The following is a 22,953-nucleotide window of genomic DNA, read 5'->3' as shown; positions in this document are numbered from 1 at the left end:
ATCCAGCCTTTTTTCTGCTTTTGAAAAATAACATCTTTGATTAAAGACGGTTATTGTCAATTTCAAATCTATTTGAACTTTTCAATTTAATTGTTGCATGCGTTCAAAAAAGTTGTATAGCCTACAAAAAAGTAAGTCACGGAGGTCTCATGAGCATACAGAACTCCCCCCGCGATTACAGCAACAGGTTGGAGAACATGAAGAACGTGGCCAGGGTCCTGCACCTGACCCTGGGCAACCGCTGCGAGGTGGCGGTGCACGACTTCCGCGACCTGGAGCACAGCATGGTCCACATCGAGGGCAACATCACCAACCGCCCCATCGGCGCGCCGGTCACGGACCTGGTGGTCAAGGCCCTGCGCAAGGAGGGCGACGGGGTGCGCGACATCCTGAACTACTCCACCACCACCCGCGACGGCCGCGCCCTGAAGAGCTCCACCTGCTTCGTGCGCGACAGGGGGGGCAAGGTCATCGGCGCCCTGTGCATCAACCTGGAGACCACGGACATGATCAACGCCATCTCCATGATGCAGGAGATGACCAGCATCCGCCCGGGCGAGGACTGCCAGGAGCCCCAGGACGAGACCTTCGCCCACACGGTGCACGAGACCAACGAATCCCTGATGGACGACGCCATGAGAAAGATCGGCAAGCATCCCGGCACCATGAACCGGGACGAGCGCATCCGCCTGGTGAGCGTGCTGGACGACTACGGCGCCTTTCTCATCAAGGGCATGGTGGACTACGTGGCCGAGCGCCTCGGGGTCTCCAAGTTCACCATCTACAACTATCTCAAGGCCGCGCGCGCGGACGCGGGCAAATAGCCCAACGCGACGCGACCGGCAACCTCATGCGGAACAGCAAAGGAGAAACCATGTCCCAGACCATTGTGCAGACCGACAAGGCCCCGGCGGCCATCGGCCCCTACTCCCAGGCCGTCAAGGCCGGCAACCTGGTGTTCGTTTCCGGTCAGATCCCCGTGAATCCGGCCGACGGCACCATCCCCCAGGGCATCGCGGCCCAGACCGAACAGGCCATGAAGAACCTCGCCGCCGTGCTCGAGGCCGCCGGGGGCGGCCTCGACGACGTGCTCAAGACCAGCGTGTTCATCAAGGATATGGGCGAATTCGCCGTGATCAACGAGATCTACGCCAAGCACATGGCGGGGCACGCCCCGGCCCGGGCCTGCGTGGAAGTCGCCCGCCTGCCCAAGGACGTGCTGGTGGAAGTCGAGGCCGTCGCCCTCATCGATTGAGAAACCTTCAGGAGAACCTCATGTTCGTCACTCATCTGGAATGCCCCAAGTGCGGCGCGACGCTGGAAAGCGAGCACCGGACCCAACTCTGCTCCTGCGGCGCCCCCCTGCTCGTGCGCTACGACCTGAAGAAGGCCGGACAGGCCCTGACCAAGGAAAAGCTTCTCTCCCGCCCCGCGGACCTCTGGCGCTACAAGGAGTTTTTGCCCGTGCGCGACGAGGCCAACATCGTCAATCTGGGCGAGGGCATGACCCCCATGGTGCCCCTGAGGAAGCTGGGCGCCGACTACGGCATGAACAAGCTGTTCATGAAGGACGAGGGCCTGATCCCCACGGGCACCTTCAAGGCCCGCGGCGCGGCCGTGGGCGTGTCCCGGGCCAAGGAGCTGGGCATCGACATCCTGGCCATGCCCACCAACGGCAACGCGGGCGGGGCCTGGGCGGCCTATTGCGCGGCCGCGGGCATCAAGGCCGTCATCGTCATGCCCCAGGACGCCCCGTCCATCACGCGCAAGGAATGCGCCATCACCGGGGCCGAGCTGTACTTGGTGGACGGGCTCATCAGCGACGCGGGCAAGATCGTGGCCCGGGCCGTGGCGGCCCAGGGCTGGTTCGACGCCTCGACCCTCAAGGAGCCCTACCGGATCGAGGGCAAGAAGACCATGGGCCTGGAGATCGCCGAGCAGTTCGGCTGGCGCGTGCCCGACGTGATCCTCTACCCCACGGGCGGCGGCGTGGGCATCATCGGCATCTACAAGGCCCTTCGCGAGTTGCAGGAGTTGGGCTGGATCGGAGAGAAGATGCCCCGCCTGGTGGCCGTGCAGGCCTCGGGCTGCGCGCCCATCGTCAAGGCCTGGAACGCGGGCGCCGAGGAGTCCGAGTTCTGGCCGGGCGCCCACACCATGGCCTTCGGCATCACCGTGCCCAAGGCCCTGGGCGACTTTCTGGTGCTCAATGCAATATACGAAACCAAGGGCTGCGCCATCGCCGTGGACGACGAGGACACGGCCGAGGCCCAGCGGCTCCTGGCCCGGCGCGAGGGCGCCTTCATCTGCCCCGAAGGGGCCGCCACCCTGGCCGCCGCCCGCAAGCTGCGCCAGGACGGCTGGATCGCCCCCGACGAGGAGGTGGTGGCCCTGAACACCGGCACCGGCCTCAAGTATCCCCAGTCCGTTGACGTCACGCCGCCCCTGCTGCGGCCCGAAGACGACCTCCCCACCCTGTAGCCTCTTGCCCACACACCACAGGAGACTCTCATGAGCGCAGAAGTCAACGCCAAGAAGAAGATGGGATTGCCCGCCAAGATGGGCATCGGCCTTGCCGCCGGCGTCGTGGCCGGACTGATCTGGCAGAACGTGCCCGGCCTGGACCACGCCTGGTTCAAGCCCTTCGGCGACGTCTTCATCCGGCTGATCCGGATGCTGGTGGTGCCCCTGGTCTTCGCCTCCCTGGTGGCCGGAGCGGCCAGCATGGGCAACGCGGCCAAGCTGGGGCGCATCGCCACCAAGACCATCGTCTACTACATGCTGACCACGGCCGTGGCCGTGGCCCTGGGCCTGGTCTTCGCCAACGTCTTCAGCCCCGGGGCGGGCCTGGACCTGCCCACCAGCGGACTGGCCGTGAAGCAGGTCACGCCCCCCAACATGGTGGACACCCTGCTGAACATCGTGCCCAAGAACCCCATGGGCGCCATGGCCGACGGCAACCTCTTGCAGATCCTGTTCTTCGCCGTGGCCTTCGGTTTCGCCATCAGCGCCCTGGGCGATAGGGGCAAGCCCCTGGCCGAATTCTTCGACCTGGTCACCCAGGCCATGATCAAGCTCACGGCCATGGTCATGGAACTGGCCCCCTACGGCGTGTTCGCCCTCATCGCCTACACCGTGGGCCACTACGGCCTGAGCATCCTCCTGCCCCTGGGCAAGCTCATCCTGACCATGTACGTGGTCTCGGTGATCCACGCCTGCGTGGTCTACGGCCTGGCCGTGCGCGGCTACGGCGGGGTCAAGGTCAAGGACTTCCTGACCATCATGACCGAGCCCCTGCTGGTGGCCTTCACCACCTGCTCCAGCGCGGCCACCCTGCCCGCCAACCTGCTGGCCGCCCGCAAGCTGGGCGCGCCCAAGAACATCGCCAGCTTCACCATCCCCCTGGGCACCACCCTGAACATGGACGGCGCGGCCATCTATCTGGGCATCGCCGCCGTGTTCGTGTCCCAGGTCTTCGGCATCGAGCTGAGCATGAGCCAGCAGCTGACCATCCTGCTCATGGCCGTGCTGGCCTCGGTGGGCTCCGTGGGCGTGCCCGGATCGGCCCTCATCGTGATGACCATGGTCTTCACCCAGGTGGGCATCCCCATGGAGGGCATCGCTCTGGTGGCCGGCGTGGACCGCGTCCTGGACATGGCCCGCACCACCCTGAACGTCATGGGCGACGCCACCGGCGCGGTGGTGGTCTCCAAGTCCGAGGGCGAACTGGGGATCGCCGACCCGGACGTCTCCCTGGAGGAACTGGATAGACAGGCAGAAGCGGCGTAACACCCCGTCGCCCTTCGACGCCATCAAGCATCCCCCCCGGCCCGGCCGGGGGGGATGCTGCTTTTTCCCCGGCCGCCGACAAAATTGTTGGGCGAGGGTTTGTATCATGTTCGTAGGTGACAATTATTGCATTTCTCTTGCACCAGATATGGATTTGGTTCAAAATTAAAGAAAATAATGCAGCCGCCTTAACCCGACACATGGACGAATGCGCAATATACGCAGCCACAGCCGAAAATGGCCACAACAGCATCCGTCGATATAGATATTCAGATCATCCGCAGGGTGGACAATGGGGACATCAACAAGGAGTGATCCAAATGCTCGGCAAGTTGTCTTTTGGGCTTAAACTGTTCTGCGGCTGTTTGCTGCTCGTGATTTTGACCCTCTCCTGTATGGGAGGGATCAATTTCATGGGCATGAACAACAGCCTGACGGAACTGGGCCAGGAGATGCTTTCGTCCACAGGCAGCCAGACGATCCAGACACTGGCAATGCAGAACGGCATCACCCAGGAGAAGATCGTCTCCGACCTGTCCATCATGGACAAGGAGCTGTCCCGCTACGGCGCGGTGGCCCTGGACCAGTCCCGGCCAGTGACCATGACCATCACCAACCAGGTGACCAAGAAGTCGGAGAACGCCACCTTCCCGGCGCTCAAGGCCGGGGGCCAGATGCTGACCCAGGACTTCACCCTGGTGGACGCGGTGCAGTCCACGGTGGGCGGCACGGCCACCATCTTCCAGGTCCTGCCCGGCAAGCTGCTGCGCGTGTCCACCAACGTGCGCAAGCTGGACGGCAAGCGCGCCACGGGCACCTACATCCCGGATTCCAGCCCGGTGTACAAGGCCGTGATGAGCGGCGAGACCTTCCGGGGCAAGGCCTTCGTGGTCAACGACTGGTTCATCACCGCCTACAAGCCCCTGCGCGACGCCTCGGGCGCCATCGTGGCCGTGATCTACGTGGGCCGCAAGATCCTGACCCCGCAGCTCCAGGAATTCCTGGCCGGGGTGAACCTGGCTGGCAAGGGCTACGCCGCCGTGTTCAACGACAAGGGCCAGATACTCGCGCACCCCAACAAGGACCTCCTGGGCAGCGACGTCAGGCAGCTGCCCGTCGGCGCCCTGCTCGCGGACAGCCCCGAGGGGGTGGTGGGCTACGACTTCAAGGGCAAGAAGCGTCACGCCGCCCTGTTCGATTTCACGCCCTGGGGCTGGCGCCTGGTGATGACCGTGACCCGGGACGAGCTCCTGCACGGCACGGACTCCAAGCTCGTGCGCTACGGCCTGATCAGCGCGGCCGTGGCCCTGGTCCTGTCCGTGCTGCTGGTCATGGGCTTCACGCGCATCAGCCTGGCGCCCATCAAGGCCGCGGCCGCCGTGGCCGAACGCGCGGCCGAGGGCGACCTGGACGCGCGCATGGACGTGCGGACCAGGGACGACATCGGCAGGCTGTTCGCCACCTTCAACTCCCTGATGGAGCGCATCAAGGCCTCCATGCGCGAGAACCAGGGCTACGTGAACATGCTCAACGCCGTGTCCGACCCCATCTACGCCATGGACCCGAATGCGCGCATCACCCTGGCCAACGAGGCCACCTACGCCCTGTCCCGGGTGCCGCGCGAACAGGTGCTGGGCAACCGCTGTTCCCTGGTCCTGGGCGCGGCGGACGGCTCGTTCCGCCAGGCCCGCGCGGGCGCCAGCGGCGAGGAGCGCACCGTCACGGCGGACACGGCCAAGGGAACCCTGCATCTGGAGCTGAACACCAGCGACCTCCTGGACGACGCGGGCAACTGCGTGGGCCAGGTGGAGATCGCCCGCGACGTCAGCGAGATGGTGCGCAAGGAGCAGGAGCTGCAGGAGAACCTCAAGCGCATCAACGAGGTCAACGTCCAGGTGCGCGAGGCCGGGGAAACCCTGGCCGGGCACCTGCAGGACGTGGCCGGGCAGATCTCGCAGATCCAGAGCGGCACGGACGTGCAGCGCCAGCGCACCACCGAGACGGCCACGGCCATGGAGCAGATGAACGCCACGGTGCTGGAGGTGGCGCGCAGCGCTTCCCAGGCCGCCCAGCACGCCGAGGAGGCCCGCTCCAAGGCCGACGAGGGCGTGCGCGAGGTGGGCGAGGTGGTGAGCTCCATCCACGGGGTCCAGGAACAGATCCTGGAACTCAAGGAGCGCATGGGCGAACTGGGCGAACAGGCCCAGGGCATCGGCCAGATCATGACCATGATCACGGACATCGCCGACCAGACCAACCTCCTGGCGCTCAACGCCGCCATCGAGGCCGCGCGCGCGGGGGACGCGGGCCGCGGCTTCGCCGTGGTGGCCGACGAGGTGCGCAAGCTGGCCGAAAAGACCATGACCGCCACCCAGGAGGTGGGCGCGTCCGTGAGGACCATCCAGGACGGCACCAGGCAGGCCATCCGGGCTACGGAAAAGACCGCCGAGGATGTCATGGCCACCACGGGCACGGCCTCGGCCTCGGGCGAGCGCCTGGAGGAGATCCGGGCCCTGGTGGAGTCCACCAGCGAGCAGGTGCGCTCCATCGCCACGGCCGCCGAGGAGCAGTCCTCGGCCAGCGAGGAGATCAACCAGTCCGTGGACGAGATCAACCGCATCGCCGGGGAGACCGCCGACGGCATGGCGCGCACGGCCCAGGCCATGGAGGAGCTGAACGAGCTCTCCATACGCCTCAAGGACCTTGCAGGCCACTCATAAGGCGCGATCTGCTTCGTTGCTGCGGAAATTCAAACCCTCGCGTATGAGAATACGCGTCGGTCTTGAATTTCCCTTGCGCCTCGCATCTCACACCTTCTGAGCGGCCTGCGGCATAGTGGAGCTAGTTGAAAAAAGAAAAAGGCCCGGAACCGATGGTCCCGGGCCTTTGTCGGGTGTGGTTGCCTACAGTACTGCCAGGTACAGGGTCCGGATGTCTTCCTTGGTGGGGATGCGGGGGTTGACCCGGCAGCTGGCGCTGGCGAAGGCGTCCGCGGTGAGCTTGTCCAGGTCCGACTCCTTGATGCCGAACTCGGACAGCCGCGAGGGCAGGTCCGTTTCCCGGAAGATGGCGGCCATGGCCTTCACGGCCAGCTCGCCGGCCTCGCGCACGGGCAGGCCCTCGGTGTTCTCGCCGAAGGCCTTGGCCAGCTCCACGAAGCGCTCGGGCGCGGACGGGCGGTTGTACTCCATGACCGTGGCCAGAAGCATGGCGTTGGCCTTGCCGTGGGGCACGCCGAAGTGCGCGCCCAGGGGCCGGGCCATGGCGTGCACCAGGGCCGTGGCCGCGTTGCCGAAGGCGTAGCCCGCCTCCATCTGGCCCAGGAGCATCTGCTCCCTGGCCGCCACGTTGCCGCCGTTCAAGGTGGCGGGCACCAGGGCCCCGGCGATGAGCCGCACGGCCGCCAGGGCGTGGATGTCCGTGAGCGGCGTGCCCACGCTGGAGAGGTAGGCCTCGGTGGCGTGGGTCAGGGCGTCCATGCCCGTGGCCGCGGTCACGGACGGGGGCATGGACATGGTCAGCTCGGGGTCCAGCACCGAAACCTTGGGGATCAGCCCGGGCCCCTGCAAGAGCATCTTCACGGTGCGCTCGGTGTCCGTGATGACCGTGAAGCGGGTGATCTCGCTGCCCGTGCCCGCCGTGGTGGGCACGGCGATGATGGCGGGTCCGTCGATCCCGGGCGATTTGAACTCGTAGTCCACGATGGCGCCGGGGTTGGCCAGCATCATGGAGATGCCCTTGGAGGCGTCCAGGGGGCTGCCGCCGCCCAGCGCCACGATCACGTCGCAGCCCTCGGCCTTGGCCAGCTCCACGCCCGCCTCCACGCTGGGTACGTCGGGGTCCGACGGCACCTTGTCGTACAGGGCCACGCCCACCCCGGCCTCCTTGAGGGAGTCCAGGACCTTGTCCAGGGCGCCGCTCTTCTTGGAAGAGCTGCGGCCGGTGACCACCAGGGCCTTGGTCCCGAAGCGGGCGGCCTCGGCCCCCACCCGGGTCACGGCTCCCGCGCCCAGGACCAGGCGCGAGGGGGATTGGAACAGGGAGATGCTCATTGGGAGACTCCTTACAAATCAGACAGGCGGTTCAAAAAATGAGGGCTGCCGCGATGTTGTCGGCGGACGCCGACCGGTGGACCCGGCCGGCGACCGCCCCTGTGCATTGCCCTCGCACATTTTCAAACCGCCTGGAAGACGATTTTCAAACGGCGTCTAGCCGAGGATGGCCTTCTCGGCCTCGCCGATGCTGGATTCGATGCGGGCCATGGCGTCCCTGAGCTCCTCCTCATTGATGATGATGGGCGGAGTCAGGAAGATGTAGTTCCAGCGCAGGTAGGCGGACACGCCCGCCTCGTCGAAGCGCTTGCCGAACTCCACCATGGGGCCGGCGGGGCCGTTCCAGGGGGTCAAGGGCTCGCGGGTCTCGCGGTCCTTGACCAGCTCGATGGCGCCGAACAGCCCGATGGAGCGCACGTCGCCCACCAGGGGATGCTTCGCCTTGATGTCGGCCAGCAGTTCCGCGAACAGGCCGCCGAGCTTGCCGGAGTTCTCGATGTGGCCCTCGTCCTCGTAGGCGTCGATGGTGGCCAGGGCCGCGGCGCAGGACACGGGGTGCCCCGAGTAGGTCAGGCCGCAGTAGAGCATCTTGTCGTCGAAGAACTTGGCGATCTTCTTGGTCACGGCCACAACGCCGAGCGGCACGTAGCCGGAGTTCACGCCCTTGGCCATGGTCACGATGTCCGGAACGATGTCGAAGTTCTGGAATCCGAACCACTTGCCCGTGCGGCCAAAGCCGGTCATGACCTCGTCGCAGATCATCAGGATGCCGAACTCGTCGCAGATCTCGCGGATGCGCTCCATGTAGCCCTTGGGCGGCGGGAAGATGCCGTTGGTGCCGGTGACGGACTCCATGAGAATGGCGGCCACGGTCTCGGGGTTCTCGTAGAGCAGGACCTCGCGCACGTGCTCGGCGCACTCCATCTTGCAGCTCTCGGGCTTCTGGCCGAAGGGGCAGCGGTAACAGTAGGGGTCCAGCACCCGCACCACGCCGGGGATGCCGGGCTCCACCGGGGGCCTGCGCGGGTCGCCCGTCAGGGTGATGGCCCCGTAGGTGGCGCCGTGGTAGGAGCGGTAGCGGGTCACCAGCTTGTGGCGGCCGGTGACGGCCCGGGCGATCTTGATGGCGTTCTCGTTGGAGTCCGCGCCGCCCAGGGTGAAGAAGCACTTGCCGAACTCTTCGGGCAACAGCCCGATGACGCGCTTGGCCAGCTTGCCGCGCGACTCCTCGGCGAAGCCGGGGGCCACATAGCACAGCTTGTCGGCTTGGGCCTTGATGGCCTCCACGACCTTGGGATGCTGGTGGCCGATGTTCAGATTCACCAGCTGGGAGGCGAAGTCGTAGTAGCGCTTGCCGTCCTCATCCCAGAAGAACACGCCCTCGCCTCTGGTGATGACCTTGGGCTTGAGCTGGCCCTGCACGGACCAGGAATGCAGCACGTATGCTCGGTCGTTCTCGTATGCTTCGGACATCTTCTTTTCCTTTATTGAAAGTAAAGGGTTGTTGAACATTTTACGCGGGCCGTTCAAAAACAGTGAGACGCAAGGCGCAAGAAAAATTCAAGACCGAAGCGTACTCCCCGTACATGAGGGTTTGAATTTTTCGCAGCAGCGAAGCGACGCAGCAGATTGCTGTTTTTCAACGGCCTGCCAGAAGTCAGGGCCGCTTGCGCGGCCCGTGCCGATCAGGCGGAATAGGCCATGGCGATGGCGGCGTAGCCCGCGGTGCCCTTGACCATCTTCTCGATGTCGCAGCGGTCGATGGGCGTGTGGGCGTACTTCTCCTCCATGGGCGAGTAGCCGATGGAGGGAATGCCCATCACGGCCGTGATCTGGCTGCAGTCGGTGCCGAAATCCCAGTAGTGGATGCCCGGGTTCTGGCCGATCTCCTTGAGGGCGGCCAGGCAGGTCAGCACGGCCGGATGGTCCTCGGGGATGACCCATGCGGGCATGTACTTCTCCACGCGCTTGCTCACGCCGGTGTAGGAAGTCTCGGTCACGGCGCGCATGCGCACCTCGGCCTTGAGCTCGGGGTCCTTGGCGACCAGTTCGTCCACGATGGCCTGGATCTCGCCCAGAGCTTCCTCCCTGGTCTCGCCGCGAACCAGGCGGCGGTCAAGAGAAACCGTGCACTTGTCGGGAATGATGGACAGTTCGCCCGGGGAGCAGGAGATGCGCGTGAGCGTCAGGGAGGCCTTGCCCAGGATGGGGTCCTCGGGCAGGGTGTCGACCTTTTCCCGCACCTTTTCCAGGATGGGCAGCATCTTGAACACGGCGTTGATGCCGCGCCAGGGGGCGCTGCCGTGGCTGGTGCGGCCGGTGGTCTCCACTTCGATCTCGGCGCGGCCCTTGTGGCCTGCCACCAGGTCGAGGTCCGTGGCCTCGGAGCTGATGTGCAGGTCGAACGTGATGCCCTTCTCCGGGAAGGTCTTGTCCAGGAGGTAGGTCATGCCGAACATCTCGGCGGGCTCTTCCTGGACCACGGCGGCGAAGATGTAGTCGCCCTTGAGCGGCACGTTCAGGCGCTTCAGGATGTGGCCCGCGTAGATCTGGCAGGCCAGGCCGCATTTCACGTCGCTGGCCGCGCGGCCGTGCACGAAGCCCTCGGCGACCTCGCCGCTGTAGGGGCCATACTCCCAGAGGTTCTCGTCGCCGGGCAGCACGTGGTCCATGTGCGAGTCGTACATGGCCGAGGGGCCGGTGCCGTCGCCCTTGATGATGCCCACCACGTTGCCGATGCCGTCCACGAAGACCTCGTCGTAGCCCAGGTCCTTGAGGGCCTTCTCGATGATCGCCGCCACCTTGCCCTCGGTTCCGCCGATGCTGGGGGTCTGGATCAGGGTGCTGGACAGCGCCACGATGTCGTCCTTGAGTTCCTCTGCGAGCTTGCTGAACTGGGAATACATGGAAATAACCTCTGTGTGTTAGTCGTTGGTGCGCGCGGCGCAGGTGGCCACCCCGAGTTCCCCGGGGAGCTCGCGTTCCGGTTCCTCCACGGCCGCGGGGGCCTGGCTGGAGGAGAATTTCTCCTGGACGGACCTGAGGATGCCCCAGATGCCGCCGCGTGCGAACAGGACGAAGACGATGAAGATCACGCCCTGGATGATCATCCAGCGGTCCCACAGTGTGCTGGCGACCTCCGAGGCGACGGTAAGCAGAAGCGAGCCCACGAACGGCCCCACCAGGGTGCCCATGCCCCCGATGAGGACCATCATCACGATGTTGCCCGAGGTCTCGAAATGCACGTTGTGGATGTGGGCGAAGTTGATGTGCATGCAGTACAGGCTGCCGGCCAGGCCCATGAACAGGCCGCCCAGGGCGAAGACCGCCACCTTGTACAGGCGCACGTTGTAGCCCAGGGCCTGGGCCCGGACCTCGTTCTCGCGGATGCCCTTGAGCACGGCCCCGAAGGGCGAAAGCGTGATGCGCTGGATCAGGGCGAAGCTCAGCAGGAAGACCACGGCGGCGAACACGTAGTAGGCCAGCGAGGACTGGATATCGATGCTGAACAGGCCGGGGATCTCGATGTTCGGCCTGGGCACGCCCGTGAGGCCGTCGTCGCCGCCCGTCACCGCGCTCCACTGGTAGGCGATGAAGTAGATCAGCTCGTTGAAGGCCAGGGTCAGGAGCACGGAATAGCTGCCCGAGCGCGACGAGGCCAGCCAGCCGAAGAACAGGGCCAGGACCGTGGCGAAGCAGACGCCCGCGGCCACGCCCACGAAGATGTTCTGGCTGACGTGGATGAGCGTCAGGGAGGTGACGTAGACGCCGGTGCCGAAGAACGAGGCCTGGCAGAACATCATCACCCCGCTGAAGCCCAGGCAGAGATCGAAGGCCACGGCGGCCAGGGCGAAGAGCACGATCTCCGTGGCCAGGGCGTTGTAGGGCAGCACCAGGGGCATCGCCACCAGGGCCAGGGCCACGCCCGCGAGCATGCAGGCCTCGGAACCGGACATCAAACCGAACGAATGTGTGGTTGACTTGCTGGTCATGATCAATCCCTTATTCCCATGAGTCCCCGCGGCCGGATGAGCAGGATGCCGGCCATGACCACGAAGACGATGATGACGGAGGCGCTGGGCAGGACCAGGGTGATGAGGCTCTGGCAGAGCCCCACGATGAGGCCGCCCACCACGGCGCCGAAGAAGCTCCCCATGCCGCCGATGACCACCACGGCGAAGCAGATGCCCAGGATCAGGTCGCCCATGAAGGGCTCCACCCCGCGCATGGGCGCGGCCAGCACCCCTCCCAGCCCGGCGATGGCCATGGCCAGCCCGAATATCAGGGTGAAGACCAGGGAGATGTTGATGCCCAGGCAGCTGACCATGTTGGCGTTCTCGGTGCCCGCGCGGACGATGGAGCCGTAGCGGGTCTTCTCGATGAGCAGCCACATGCCCACGGTGAGCACGATGACGAAGAGGAAGATGAACAGCCGGTAGCGCGGGAAGAACAGCGAGCCCATTTTGATCACGCCCATGAGCGCGTGGGGCATGGTGAAGCTCTTGCCCACCGGGCCGTAGCCCAGGATGATCAGCTCGCGGCCGATCATGGCCAGACCGAAGGTCATCAGGATCTGGAACAGGATATTCTCACCGTAGAGCTTTCGCAGGAGCAGGCGCTCCAGGATCATGCCTATGAGCGCCGTGCCCAGGGGCACGACCAGGAGCGCGCTCCAGAAGTCGCCCGTGAGCTGCACGTAGGAGTAGGCCAGATAGGCGCCCAGGGCGTAGAACAGCCCGTGGGAAAAATTGATGATGTCCATCATCCCCCAGACGATGGACAGGCCCATGGCCAGGAGCACGTAGATCATGCCCAGCACGAGGCCGTTGAAAATCTGCAGCACGATGAGGTTGGTCATATCCGTATCCCGTATGGGCGGCGCGGCCCGGGGCCGCGCCGCCGTTGATGGTTTGCTCAGCTCATCTTGCAGCCGTTGAGGCCGCTCGCCTGGAAGTTGACCGAGCTGCCGATGATGTCGGCGAAGTCCTCGGGTGTCTTCATGGCCGAGGGAGCCTTGCACTGCAGGGAGTAGTAAGGCTTCAGGCACTGGTGGTCGCTGCCGCGGTAGACTTCCTCGCCGGTGATGCCGACGTATTTGTGGTCCTCCAGGGCGGCGATGACCTTGGCCGGATCGTCGCTCCCGGCGCGCTTGACGGCGTCGAGGATGGTCATGGTGGAGGCGTAGCTCATGGCCGTGACGTAGGGCGGAACCTCGCCGTACTTGGCCTTGAAGGTCTCCACCAGGCGCTTGTTCTCGGGGGAATCGATCTTGTAGAAGTACTGCAGGCCCCAGATGACGCCTTCCAGGGTCTCGGCGCCGATGGCCTTCATCTGGGTGATGCCGGAGCCCCAGGCGCAGGCGATCTTGGAGACCTGCTTGAGGCCGAAGTTGGTGGCCTGCTTCAGGGCGTTGACGGTGTCGCCGCCGAAGTTCAGGAACAGCACGCAGTCGGCCTGGGCGGCCATGGCCTTGGTGATGTGCGAGCTGAAGTCGGCCTCGCCCAGGCTGTGGAAGGAGTTGCCCAAAAGCTTCAGGCCGCGCTCCTCCAGCACTTCCCTGGTGTTGCGCAGAAGGTCCTCACCGAACACGTACTTGGGCGTGATGGTGTAGAAGGTCTTGGCGTCGTATTCCTTGATCACGCGGGGAACGACCTCGCGGATGGCGCCCCAGGTGGGCACCTGCCAGCGGAAGGTGGACTTGTTGCAAGCCTCGCCGGTGATCTTGTCGCTGCCGCCGTGGCCGAAGAGCACGGCGCCCTTCTTCTTGGCATACTCGGCCACGGCCAGGATGGTGGAGCTGCTGGGGGCGATGGTCAGCAGGTTGCAGCCCTGGTTCTCCACGGCTTCCTGCGCCTTGCGCACGCCCTCGGCGGGATTGGGGGTGTCGCGCTCGATGAGCTCGATGGGACGTCCCAGCACGGAGCCGCCGAAGTTCTCGATGGCCAGCTGCATGCCCCGGGAGGTGTACATGCCGGACGAGGCGTAGGCCCCGGACATGGTGCAGCCCAGGAACAATTTCACGGGTTTGTCAGACGCATGGACCAGCCGGGGCATTCCCAGGCCGCCGACGGTCAGGCAGGCGGCCGTGGCCGCGGTGGACTTGATAAAGGTTCTGCGGTTCATCTTCTTGGACATTGTCATGGCCTCCGTAATGGTTGTCTCAAATTCCCGGTCCAGGTTCCGGCCTGAATGCGCGGGCGGTCACACGCCAAGATATCGTTCCTTCAGCTCGGGACGAGCCGTGAACTCCTCACAGGTGCCCTTGAACACCGCCAGCCCCTGCTGCAGGATGCAGTAGTGGTCCGTGACCACCAGGGTGGCGTTGACGTTCTGTTCCACCAGGATGATGGTCACGCCTTCCTTCTTGATGTGCTGGATGGTCTTGAGCAGGGTTTCGACGATGAGCGGGGCGAGGCCCTCGGTGGGCTCGTCCAGGAGCAGAAGCGCCGGGCCGGTCATCAGCGCGCGGGCGATGGCCAGCATCTGCTGCTCGCCGCCGGAGAGCATGTTGCCCATGTTCCTGCGGCGTTCGGCCAAGCGGGGGAACAGTTCGTAGATGCGCATGAGCGTCCACTCGGAGCCCTTGCGCTCGGCGATGAGCAGGTTCTCCTCCACGGACAGGGCCGAAAAGATCTGGCGTTCTTCGGGCACGTAGCCCAGGCCCAGGCGGGCGATCTGAAAGGGCTTCATGGCCGTGGTTTCCTGGTCCATGAAGGTGATGCGTCCCCGGGACGGGGGCACCAGGCCCATGATGCTGCGCAGGGTCGTGGTCTTGCCCGCTCCGTTGCGGCCCAGGAAGGTGAAGCACTCGCCCTTGTCCACGGCGAAGGACAGGCCCTGGATGATGTGGCTCTTGCCGTAGAAGGAATGGATGTCCTCGGCGCGCAAGAGGGGTTGGCTGGACGCTACCATGAGGTCTCTCCGAGATACGCCTTTTTCACGACGTCGTTGTTTTGGATTTCATCGGGCGTGCCCTTGGCGATGATCTTGCCCATCTGCAGCACGCTGATGGTGTCGGAAATGGACATGACCACGTTCATGTGATGCTCGATGAGCACGATGGTGTACTTTTCCGAGAGCTTGGCGATGAGGTCCACCATGCGCAGGGTGTCGTCGGGGCTCATGCCGCTGGTGGGCTCGTCCAACAGCAGCAGGTCCGGGTCCGTGCCGATGGCGATGGCCACGTCCAGGGAACGCTGGCTGCCGTAGGGAATGGTCCCGGCCAGCTCGTCGCGCAGCCTGATGATGCCCATGAATTCGAGGATGGCGTCGGCCCGGTCGTTGACCTCGGCGTTCCCGGCCGCGGGGCGGAACAGGCACTTGCCCAGGCCGCACTTGGCCTGCACGGCCAGGCGCACGTTCTCGGCCACGGTGAGCTCGGGGAAGATGCTGGTGACCTGGAAGGAACGTCCGATGCCCCGGGCGCAGCGCTCGTGCACCGTGAGCTTGGAAATGTCCTGGCCCTTGAAGAGGACCGAACCCGAGGTGGGCGGAAAGATGCCCGCCAGAAGGTTGAAGAGCGTGGTCTTGCCCGCCCCGTTGGGGCCGATGATGGAATGAATGGTCCCCTGGCGCACCTCCAGGTTCACCTCGTGGGTGGCCACAAGGGCGCCGAAGGATTTACAGAGCAGTTGGGTTTGCAGCACAGCGGGCTCCAGTTTCTGGACTTTTGTTCAAGTTACTTGAATCCCATTAGATGCCTAGATCATGCCAACTAAAATACCACATTAAATTTCGATTAGTTACAAATTCAATTCAAGCGAAGACGTCTTTCAGGGCCTAATTTCGCACCCAATTTTTAACAAAAATAGAAATTTTGACCTTTTCGTTTCCAAACCGATGCCGAGATTTCACTGGGTGAAGGAAAATGCGGGATGTGGCGGCCCCACTACAGGAAAGCAACTTGAATTTTTCTCAAGCACCCGGTACAGGCTTCAGACCACACATGGAGGACACGACTGTGAGCGAATTGGAAAGCAATCTGGGGGTGCGCATCCGGCACCGAAGGACCCTGATGAACATGCGGCTGGCGGATCTGGCCGCGGAGGTGGGCTGCTCAGAGAGCATGCTCTCCAAGATAGAACACGGAAAAGCCAACCCTTCCTTGAAGATGCTGCACCGCATCGCCAAGGCCCTGGACATCGCGGCGGGGGCCCTGTTCTACCAGAGCGACGAGGAGGACTGCCTGGCACGCAAGGGCACGCGGCCGCTGTTGAGCATCTCCACCCTGCGCTCGGGCACGGACATCGTGCTGGAGGCCCTCATTCCCCACGCGGCGGGCCGGCTCCTGGCCTCCAACATCCACATCGTCCAGCCCGGCGGGCACACCGACGGCGAATACACCCACGAGGGCGAGGACCTGGGCTACATCCTGGAAGGCCAGCTGGAGCTGCACCTGGACGACAAGGTCCATATTTTAAATGAGGGAGATTCCTTTTATTTCCAGTCGGATAAGAAGCACGGCTACCGCAATCCCGGGACCACGGTAGCCAAGGTCCTGTGGGTCAACACGCCACCTAGTTTCTAGTTTTTCGTTTTCGTATAAAAATACACAGCTGATATTTTCCCGAATTGTTAATTTAGCATTTTTTAGATCATGAGGCGGAATCCACCGCCCGGACGCCAAAAGGGGCCGCCAACGATGGCGGCCCTTTTTTGGGGCCCAAACTGAAATTCGGGGGGAACTATTCCGGCAGGGAGCCGGAGATGCGCAGGGCCTCGAAGAGCAGGATGCCCGCGCTGGTGGACATGTTCAGGCTGCGGATGCCGTCGCGCATGGGGATGCGCACGTGGTGGGGATGGGCGTCGAACAGGTCCTGGGGCAGGCCGCGCGTTTCAGGGCCGAGCACTAGGAGGTCGTCGGGCAGGAAGGGAAAGTCCTGGCAGGCGGTTTCGCGCCGCGCCCCGGCCAGGACCAGCCTGCGCCCCCCGGCATGGGCCAGCAGCGCATCCCAGTCCGCGTGCACCAGCACATCCAGATGCCGCCAGTAGTCCAGGCCCGCGCGGCGCAGGTACTTGTCCTCCAGGCTGAAGCCCAGGGGCTCCACCAGGTTCAGGCGAACCCCCATGGCCGCGCACAAGCGGGCCACGTTGCCCGTGTTGGGCGGGATCTCGGGTTCGAAAAGCACTACTTCCACGGTTTGCCTCCCTTGCGCGCCGGGTGCGGCAAGGGGATGTACAACGCCTCCCGGCCAGGGGCAAGGTCAACGGGCCAGGCCTCGCGCACCTTGGCCGGGTCGTGGGCCGCGCGCAGGCCGTCCAGGCGCGGGGCCCGGGCCCAGCCCGAGCCGTCGGCGTACAGGGTCAGCTCGAAGCCCATGCCCAGGTAGAAGGCGCTGCGCAGGGGGCTGTGCTGGCGAGCGAGGAGATGCAGGGCGCGCACCCGCGCCCCGCCGCAGCCCCGGCCCACGGCGCGGCGCACCAGGGCGCAGAGGATGTAGGTTCCGAGCCCCAGGCCGCGCAGCGCCTCGGGCAGCAGGAGTTCGCGGCTGAATCGCGCCCGGCGCGGGTCCGCGTCCAGGGCCAGGGCCTTGGCCCGCAGCCTTTCCCAGGCCGGGCCGCTCCAGCCCGGACCGCCCGGCGCGCTCACGGCCAGGGGCGTGATGCGCTGGGCCAGCAGCCCACCGGCAAGCTCCAGGCGATGCTCCAGGAGCACCAGCAACTCCCCGCTCCCCACGGCCACCACGCCCATCCGGTGCATGCGCCCTCCCCCGCCGCCCGACGCGGCGCCTGCCCCAGCCTACACCCCGGGGCGGGAAAAAGGCCAGCGCCCGGAACCGGGGACGGGCCCTCGGCCGGAAGCGCGGCCGCCCCTGACACGGCAATGCGATGATACAGAAAAGCGTCGTCCACCAGCATAGCGATAGTCTCATGATTATAGACGCATTCAAAACAATACTTCGCGGATCACCGCGCGAAAAACAGCGATCAGCGTTGATATACGAATGCAAAAGCCAAATGCGACGGACAAACATGCCCGGTTTTTCTCCCATCCTGTTTACCAACATCAAGATATCATGCTACAAGGCAGTACGTCGCACTTTCAAGCAAGGAGGGGACGAGATGTCCGAGGCGACTGTTTTGCAGACGATGATCGAGGAATTCAGGCAGGAGCTGCGGCAGGCCACCGAGCGCATCGTGGCTTCCAACGAAAAGGCGGCGGCCTCGAACCGGGCCCTGGCCCAGGCCATCAAGGAAGCCGGCGGCGGCGGTGAAGGGGCGCGTCCGGCCATGATGTCCGGCGGGCTCACCGACGGCATGGTCTTTTTCGGCCACATCAACCGCACCGAGTAGGGCGCTGGCCGGACACCCCGGGGACGGCGGCCGCCATGTGGGCGCCGTCCCGCAGACGCGACACCGCCAGAGGGGACCGCGGGGCTTGCCCCCGGGGGACGGATGTGCCATGGGAACGAACCCCAGGACATCGACCCCCGAGAAGACCATGATCTCAGGCCTGTTCGGACTCACCTACCATCTAGGCAACAAGGGCAATTCCTCCACGGCCGTGCTCAGGGACGGCCGGATTCGCGGAGGGGATTCCACCTATTTCTACGTGGGCACCTATGCGGAGGAAAGCGGATTCATTCGCGGCGAGGTCCTGGTTACCCACTGGATCGGCCCCATGGATCTCGTGTTCGGCCAGTTCCGCCAGATCCGTCTGATCCTGGCCCTTGAAATCCAGGGCCAGGGGCGGGCCTTCGCGGGGTACGCCCACCCGCCCCACGAACCGGCGCAGAAGATGTCCCTCAAAGGCGTCCTGCTGGCCGACGCGTAACCCCTTCCCGGCGCAGGGCCGCCCCCTGTTTCTTCGCTCCCGGTTTACCCGTTCTCCCGGCTGTGCCATACTGGAGGCAATCCCTTCACTGCAGCAGACAGGAGAAACAACCATGTCGGGACGGACCAGAGAGGATTTGCTGGACCGGGCGGGCCTTGACGAGAAGCCCCAAAATTACCAGCTGGCGTACATCATGGCCCTGGAATTCGCCAAGAACAGCACGGAAAAGCCGACCCCGGCCTTCATTTTCCAGGACACCCTCAAGATCCTGAACCTGGCCGACGCCAAGCCCGAGACCTTCGGCCCCCGGGACTAGAGGGCCGGACGCGGGCCGCAAAAAAAGAACCCCAGGCTAATTACCTGGGGTTCCGTGATTTCGGTGGTGGGCGATACTGGATTTGAACCAGTGACTTCCACCGTGTGAAGATGGCACTCTGACCAGCTGAGTTAATCGCCCACTTTCAAGGATGTGCTAGCACATCACCGCCCGGGATGGCAACGGCGCTGGCCCATCGGGGCCGGGGTCGCCGCCGCGTTTTCCTTGGCGCGGGAGGAGATAGCTACCAACCTTCCCCGCCGCTATCAAGCATTTTTTTCATCCTGCCGCATATTTCCCGCCCGACGCGGTTCGGGGGGCGTTTTCCGGGCCCCGGGGCCGGGCTTTGCTGCGCGACCGTTTTGGGATAACGTGCCTCCAGCGCCGCTCCCGGCGGCCCGGCAACATCGCCCAAACACTGCCAGGACAACATATATGACACTGCTCGTCACCGGCGGGTGCGGATTCATCGGCACCAATTTCATCTATCATATGCTCGGCGCGCGCCCGGACCTGCGCGTGGTCAACCTGGACAAGCTGACCTACGCGGGCAACCGGGCCAACCTCGCCCCCCTCGAAGAAAGCGGGGACGGGCGCTACGCGTTCGTGCGCGCGGACATCGCGGACCCCGAGGCCGTGCCCCGCATCCTCAAGGAATACGCCGTCACCGCGGTGGTCAACTTCGCGGCCGAGTCCCACGTGGACCGCTCCATCTCGGACCCCTCGCCCTTCGTGACCACCAACGTGCTGGGCGCGCAGAACATGATCCACGCGGCCATGGAGGCCGGCATCGAGCGCTACGTGCACGTCTCCACGGACGAGGTCTACGGTTCCCTCGGCCCCGGGGACCCGGCCTTCACGGAAGCCACGCCCCTGGCCCCCAACAGCCCCTATTCGGCGTCCAAGGCCTCGGCGGACCTCTTGGTGCGCTCCTATTGCAAGACCTACGGCTACCCCGCCGTGGTCACCCGCTGCTCCAACAACTACGGCCCCTGGCAGTTCCCGGAGAAGCTCATCCCCCTGATGTTCGGCCTGGCCCGCGCGGGCAAGCCCCTGCCCGTGTACGGCGACGGCGAGAACGTGCGCGACTGGATCCACGTCACGGACCATTGCCGCGGCGTGGAGCTGGCCCTGGCCAAGGGCCGCCCCGGGGCGGTGTACAACCTCGGGGGCAACGCGGAGCGGAGCAACCTGGAGGTGGTGCGCGCCATCCTGGCCGTGGCCGGAGCCGACGAGGGGCTCATCAGCTTCGTCAAGGACCGCCCGGGCCACGACCGGCGCTACGCCATGGACTATTCCCTGGCCGCCCGCGAGCTGGGCTTCGCCCCGGCCTACGAATTCGAGGCCGGGCTGGCCGAGACCCTGGCCTGGTACGAGGCCAACAGCGCCTGGACCGCGTCCATCCAGAGCGGCGAGTACCGCTCCTTCATGGACGCCTGGTACGGGGAGCGCCAGTGACCCCGCACCGCGCCCTGGTGCTCGGCGGGGAGACGGGGCTCTTGGGCCGCTCCCTGACGGCCCTTTTGGAGAAGCAGGGCTGGGAGGCCTCGGCCACGCCCCGCCCCGGCCCCAAGGCCTGGGACTACGAGGCCCTGGGCGCGTTCCTGGACCACTACCAGCCCGACGTGATCTTCAACACCTGGGCCTACACCCAGGTGGACAAGGCCGAGGACGAGCCCGCCGAGGCCCGGCGCGTCAACGCCGCCCTGCCCGAGGCCCTGGGCCGCGCGGCTCTCGGCCGCGACATCACCCTGGTGCATTTTTCCACGGATTTCGTGTTCGGCGGCCCGTCGGAGACGCCGCGCACCGAAGAGGACGACCCCTGCCCCGAAAGCGTGTACGGCCGAACCAAGCTGGAGGGCGAGATGGCCCTGCTGTCCCTGGGCATGCCCTCGCTCCTGGTGCTGCGCACGGCCTGGCTCTTCGGGCCGGGCAAGGGCAACTTCGTGCGCACCATGCTCAACCTCGCGGCCGAGCGCGAGAGCATCAACGTGGTCCACGACCAGGTGGGCTCGCCCACCTACACGCCGGACCTGGCCGAGTACACCCTGGCCCTGGTCAACGCCGAGGCCACGGGCCTCTACCACGTGGCCAACGCGGGCAGCGCCTCCTGGTGCGAGCTGGCCAGCGAGGCCCTGCGCTGCATGGACACCACCTGCGCGGTGCACGCCATCACCTCGGCCGAATATCCCCAGAAGGCCAAGCGCCCGGCCTACTCCGTGCTGGACACGGCCAAATTCACCAGAGCCACGGGCATCACCCCCCGGCCCTGGGTCCAGGCCGTGCGCGACTACGTGTACCGAGAGACCTCGCTGGGCGATGGCTGAGCGCCCGGGCGTTGACACCCCCCCGAGCCGTGATTAGTCAGCAGCGTAAGGCAGAACAGGACGGGTCCGCATGCAGTTGACCAACAGGGAACACGCCGTGCTGGCGACCATCGTCGAGCACTTCATCCGCGACGCGAAGCCCGTGGGCTCTCGCACCGTGGCCCGCGACAGCGGCCTGTCCCTGTCCCCGGCTAGCATGCGCACGGTCATGGCCGACCTCACGGACAAGGGCTTCCTGGAGCAGCCCCACACCTCGGCCGGCCGCGCGCCCACCCCCCGGGCCTTCCGCTGGTATCTTTCCGCCGTGCTCGCGCCCCAGGACCTGGACGGCGAGGCGAGGCGCACCATCCAGGACTCCCTGGACCTGGCCGGGCTGGACATGCCCGAAATGCTGCGCCGGGCCTCCCACGCCCTGTCCTCCTGCGTGCGCCAGGTGGGCATGGCCCTGGCCCCGGGCGGCTTCGACGTGCGCTGGCGGAGCATCGACTTCGTGTCCGTGCGCTCGGACCTGGTCATGGCCGTGCTGGTGCTGGACGGCGGCGTGGTGCAGAACCGCATGCTGCCCGTGCAGGAGGAGCTTTCCAGGGACGAGCTGGTGCGCTTCGGCAACTACCTGAACCACCATTTCGCGGGCATGACCCTGTCCGAGGCGCGCACGCGCATCCTGCGCGAGCTGGACGGCGCGGGCAGGCGCATGGACCGCCTCTATCACCGGGCCCTGACCCTGGCCAACGCCACCTTCGACGCCGAGGACGGCCGCGACCTGTTCGTGGGCGGGGCCTCGCGCCTCCTGGACCAGCCCGAGTTCACCGACGCCGAAACCGTGCGCGAGCTCCTGGACCTGTTCGACGAGCGCTCCCGGCTCCTGGAGCTGTTGGACCGCACCATCGAGGCCGGGGAGATGCGCATCACCTTCTCCACCGAGGCCGAGGCCTCCGGGGAGGACGCCCGCCGCGAATACAGCCTGATCTCCTCGCCCTACGGCGGCCAGGGCGGCCCGCGCGGGGTGGTGGGCGTCATCGGCCCCCTGCGCATGGACTACGCCCGCATCGTCCCGGCGGTTGACTTCACCGCCAGGGTGCTTACCGATTTGATCCGCAATCGACACTGATCCGCCAGGAGAACATAATGAGCGAAGAGAACAAGCCCACCGAGGCCCAGGAAACAGCCGCGCCCGCCAAGGTCGAAGCTCCCTACGAGCCCAGCGACGGGGAACTGAAGACCCTGTGCCGCCAACGCATCTGCCCGGGCTGCGACATCGGGGCGGAGGCCGAGGACGTGCGCCTGCGCGCCCTGGCCGAGCTGGACAACACCAGAAAACGCCTGGAAAAGGAAAAGCAGGAGTTCCGCAAGTTCGCCTGCGAGAACGTCCTGGGACAGCTGCTCCCGGTGCTGGACAACCTGGACCTGGCCCTCAAGCACTCCCCCCAGGAAGACGGCTGCAAGAATTTCGTGCTCGGCGTGGACATGACGCGCAAGGCGTTCCTGGACGTGCTCTCGGCCAACGGCATGGTGCCCGTGGGCGAGGCCAACGAGGCCTTCACCCCCGAGCGCCACGAGGCCGTGGGCCAGGACGAGCGCGAGGACCTGGACGAGGGGACCGTGACCCAGGTCATGCAACGCGGCTACCTCCTGAACGGCCGTCTGCTGCGGCCGGCCAAGGTCATGGTCTCCAAGAAGCCGGAATAGCCTCCT

The 22,953-nt window shown here is 65.4% G+C and carries 23 protein-coding genes and 1 tRNA gene; 13 read left to right on the top strand and 11 right to left on the bottom strand.

Translation table 11 applies throughout. The features are described 5' to 3' along the window. Positions 1-149 precede the first annotated feature (149 nt). The 5 genes from ACYYG1_RS13860 (at position 150) to ACYYG1_RS13840 (ending at position 6,509) form a co-directional block, all read left to right on the top strand. Positions 150-824: a helix-turn-helix transcriptional regulator gene (locus tag ACYYG1_RS13860; RefSeq protein ID WP_461210920.1), complete on the top strand. Its 675-nt coding sequence runs from the start codon at positions 150-152 to the stop codon at positions 822-824. Positions 825-874: 50 nt separating this feature from the next. Further along, entirely contained in the window at positions 875-1,255 is a 381-nt protein-coding gene (locus ACYYG1_RS13855) for a RidA family protein (protein WP_461210919.1), read from the top strand. Between the two features lie 20 nt (positions 1,256-1,275). After that, a complete protein-coding gene (locus ACYYG1_RS13850; protein WP_461210918.1) occupies positions 1,276-2,481 on the top strand; it encodes a threonine synthase in 1,206 nt (401 codons plus the stop codon). A gap of 30 nt (positions 2,482-2,511) precedes the next feature. Then, positions 2,512-3,789, top strand: coding sequence for a dicarboxylate/amino acid:cation symporter (locus ACYYG1_RS13845; RefSeq protein WP_461210917.1), 1,278 nt, complete (start codon positions 2,512-2,514; stop codon positions 3,787-3,789). 413 nt (positions 3,790-4,202) lie between these two features. Further along, a complete protein-coding gene (locus tag ACYYG1_RS13840; RefSeq protein ID WP_461210916.1) occupies positions 4,203-6,509 on the top strand; it encodes a methyl-accepting chemotaxis protein in 2,307 nt (768 codons plus the stop codon). A gap of 183 nt (positions 6,510-6,692) precedes the next feature. Here ACYYG1_RS13840 and ACYYG1_RS13835 read toward each other — a convergent pair whose 3' ends face one another. The 8 genes from ACYYG1_RS13835 to ACYYG1_RS13800 form a co-directional block, all read right to left on the bottom strand. Beyond that, entirely contained in the window at positions 6,693-7,841 is a 1,149-nt protein-coding gene (locus ACYYG1_RS13835) for an iron-containing alcohol dehydrogenase (RefSeq protein ID WP_461210915.1), read from the bottom strand. 156 nt (positions 7,842-7,997) lie between these two features. After that, the gene (locus ACYYG1_RS13830) at positions 7,998-9,314 is read right to left on the bottom strand and encodes an aminotransferase class III-fold pyridoxal phosphate-dependent enzyme (protein WP_461210914.1); all 1,317 of its coding nucleotides are present in this window, start codon (positions 9,312-9,314) and stop codon (positions 7,998-8,000) included. A gap of 212 nt (positions 9,315-9,526) precedes the next feature. Continuing rightward, positions 9,527-10,747 (bottom strand): YgeY family selenium metabolism-linked hydrolase, encoded by a 1,221-nt coding sequence (locus tag ACYYG1_RS13825; protein WP_461210913.1) that lies wholly within the window; start codon positions 10,745-10,747, stop codon positions 9,527-9,529. Positions 10,748-10,765: 18 nt separating this feature from the next. Continuing rightward, complete coding sequence (locus tag ACYYG1_RS13820) at positions 10,766-11,833, bottom strand: branched-chain amino acid ABC transporter permease (RefSeq protein ID WP_461210912.1); 1,068 nt, start codon at positions 11,831-11,833, stop codon at positions 10,766-10,768. Between the two features lie 2 nt (positions 11,834-11,835). Next, positions 11,836-12,699 (bottom strand): branched-chain amino acid ABC transporter permease, encoded by an 864-nt coding sequence (locus ACYYG1_RS13815; protein ID WP_461210911.1) that lies wholly within the window; start codon positions 12,697-12,699, stop codon positions 11,836-11,838. Positions 12,700-12,755: 56 nt separating this feature from the next. Beyond that, positions 12,756-13,976, bottom strand: a complete 1,221-nt coding sequence (locus ACYYG1_RS13810) for a substrate-binding domain-containing protein (protein ID WP_461210910.1) — start codon at positions 13,974-13,976, stop codon at positions 12,756-12,758. 66 nt (positions 13,977-14,042) lie between these two features. Further along, the gene (locus ACYYG1_RS13805) at positions 14,043-14,753 is read right to left on the bottom strand and encodes an ABC transporter ATP-binding protein (protein WP_461210909.1); all 711 of its coding nucleotides are present in this window, start codon (positions 14,751-14,753) and stop codon (positions 14,043-14,045) included. Continuing rightward, the gene (locus ACYYG1_RS13800) at positions 14,747-15,487 is read right to left on the bottom strand and encodes an ABC transporter ATP-binding protein (protein ID WP_461210908.1); all 741 of its coding nucleotides are present in this window, start codon (positions 15,485-15,487) and stop codon (positions 14,747-14,749) included. Before ACYYG1_RS13800 ends, ACYYG1_RS13805 begins: the two co-directional genes overlap by 7 nt. A gap of 314 nt (positions 15,488-15,801) precedes the next feature. Between ACYYG1_RS13800 and ACYYG1_RS13795 the strand changes: the two genes are divergently transcribed. Beyond that, positions 15,802-16,368 (top strand): helix-turn-helix domain-containing protein, encoded by a 567-nt coding sequence (locus tag ACYYG1_RS13795; RefSeq protein WP_461210907.1) that lies wholly within the window; start codon positions 15,802-15,804, stop codon positions 16,366-16,368. 157 nt (positions 16,369-16,525) lie between these two features. On the opposite strand, the gene ACYYG1_RS13790 is transcribed toward ACYYG1_RS13795, so the two are convergent. Then, the gene (locus tag ACYYG1_RS13790) at positions 16,526-16,978 is read right to left on the bottom strand and encodes a tRNA (cytidine(34)-2'-O)-methyltransferase (RefSeq protein WP_461210906.1); all 453 of its coding nucleotides are present in this window, start codon (positions 16,976-16,978) and stop codon (positions 16,526-16,528) included. Then, complete coding sequence (locus ACYYG1_RS13785; RefSeq protein ID WP_461210905.1) at positions 16,969-17,541, bottom strand: hypothetical protein; 573 nt, start codon at positions 17,539-17,541, stop codon at positions 16,969-16,971. The genes ACYYG1_RS13790 and ACYYG1_RS13785 overlap by 10 nt, the downstream gene beginning before the upstream one ends. Positions 17,542-17,903: 362 nt before the next feature. Between ACYYG1_RS13785 and ACYYG1_RS13780 the strand changes: the two genes are divergently transcribed. The 3 genes from ACYYG1_RS13780 (at position 17,904) to ACYYG1_RS13770 (ending at position 18,931) form a co-directional block, all read left to right on the top strand. Continuing rightward, positions 17,904-18,134 (top strand): hypothetical protein, encoded by a 231-nt coding sequence (locus ACYYG1_RS13780; RefSeq protein ID WP_461210904.1) that lies wholly within the window; start codon positions 17,904-17,906, stop codon positions 18,132-18,134. A 109-nt stretch (positions 18,135-18,243) separates the two neighbouring features. Then, positions 18,244-18,615 (top strand): GrlR family regulatory protein, encoded by a 372-nt coding sequence (locus ACYYG1_RS13775; RefSeq protein ID WP_461210903.1) that lies wholly within the window; start codon positions 18,244-18,246, stop codon positions 18,613-18,615. Positions 18,616-18,727: 112 nt separating this feature from the next. Further along, a complete protein-coding gene (locus ACYYG1_RS13770) occupies positions 18,728-18,931 on the top strand; it encodes a hypothetical protein (protein ID WP_461210902.1) in 204 nt (67 codons plus the stop codon). 64 nt (positions 18,932-18,995) lie between these two features. Here ACYYG1_RS13770 and ACYYG1_RS13765 read toward each other — a convergent pair. After that, positions 18,996-19,072 (bottom strand) — tRNA-Val (locus tag ACYYG1_RS13765). A gap of 294 nt (positions 19,073-19,366) precedes the next feature. On the opposite strand from ACYYG1_RS13765, the gene rfbB reads away from it, so the two are divergent. From rfbB to ACYYG1_RS13745, 4 genes are all read left to right on the top strand, one after another. Further along, positions 19,367-20,389: a dTDP-glucose 4,6-dehydratase gene (gene rfbB, locus ACYYG1_RS13760; protein WP_461210901.1), complete on the top strand. Its 1,023-nt coding sequence runs from the start codon at positions 19,367-19,369 to the stop codon at positions 20,387-20,389. Further along, positions 20,386-21,258: a dTDP-4-dehydrorhamnose reductase gene (rfbD, locus tag ACYYG1_RS13755; protein WP_461210900.1), complete on the top strand. Its 873-nt coding sequence runs from the start codon at positions 20,386-20,388 to the stop codon at positions 21,256-21,258. The genes rfbB and rfbD overlap by 4 nt, the downstream gene beginning before the upstream one ends. Before the next feature lie 70 nt (positions 21,259-21,328). Beyond that, on the top strand, positions 21,329-22,369 hold the full coding sequence (gene hrcA / locus ACYYG1_RS13750; protein WP_461210899.1) for a heat-inducible transcriptional repressor HrcA: 1,041 nt from the start codon (positions 21,329-21,331) through the stop codon (positions 22,367-22,369). 17 nt (positions 22,370-22,386) lie between these two features. Then, positions 22,387-22,947: a nucleotide exchange factor GrpE gene (locus ACYYG1_RS13745; protein WP_461210898.1), complete on the top strand. Its 561-nt coding sequence runs from the start codon at positions 22,387-22,389 to the stop codon at positions 22,945-22,947. The last annotated feature ends 6 nt before the right edge of the window (positions 22,948-22,953 follow it).

It is taken from the genome of Desulfocurvus sp. DL1XJH-121, assembly GCF_054819825.1.
The sequence above is the reverse complement of the archived record's forward strand: the minus strand, read 5'-3'. Positions and strand labels throughout refer to the sequence as shown.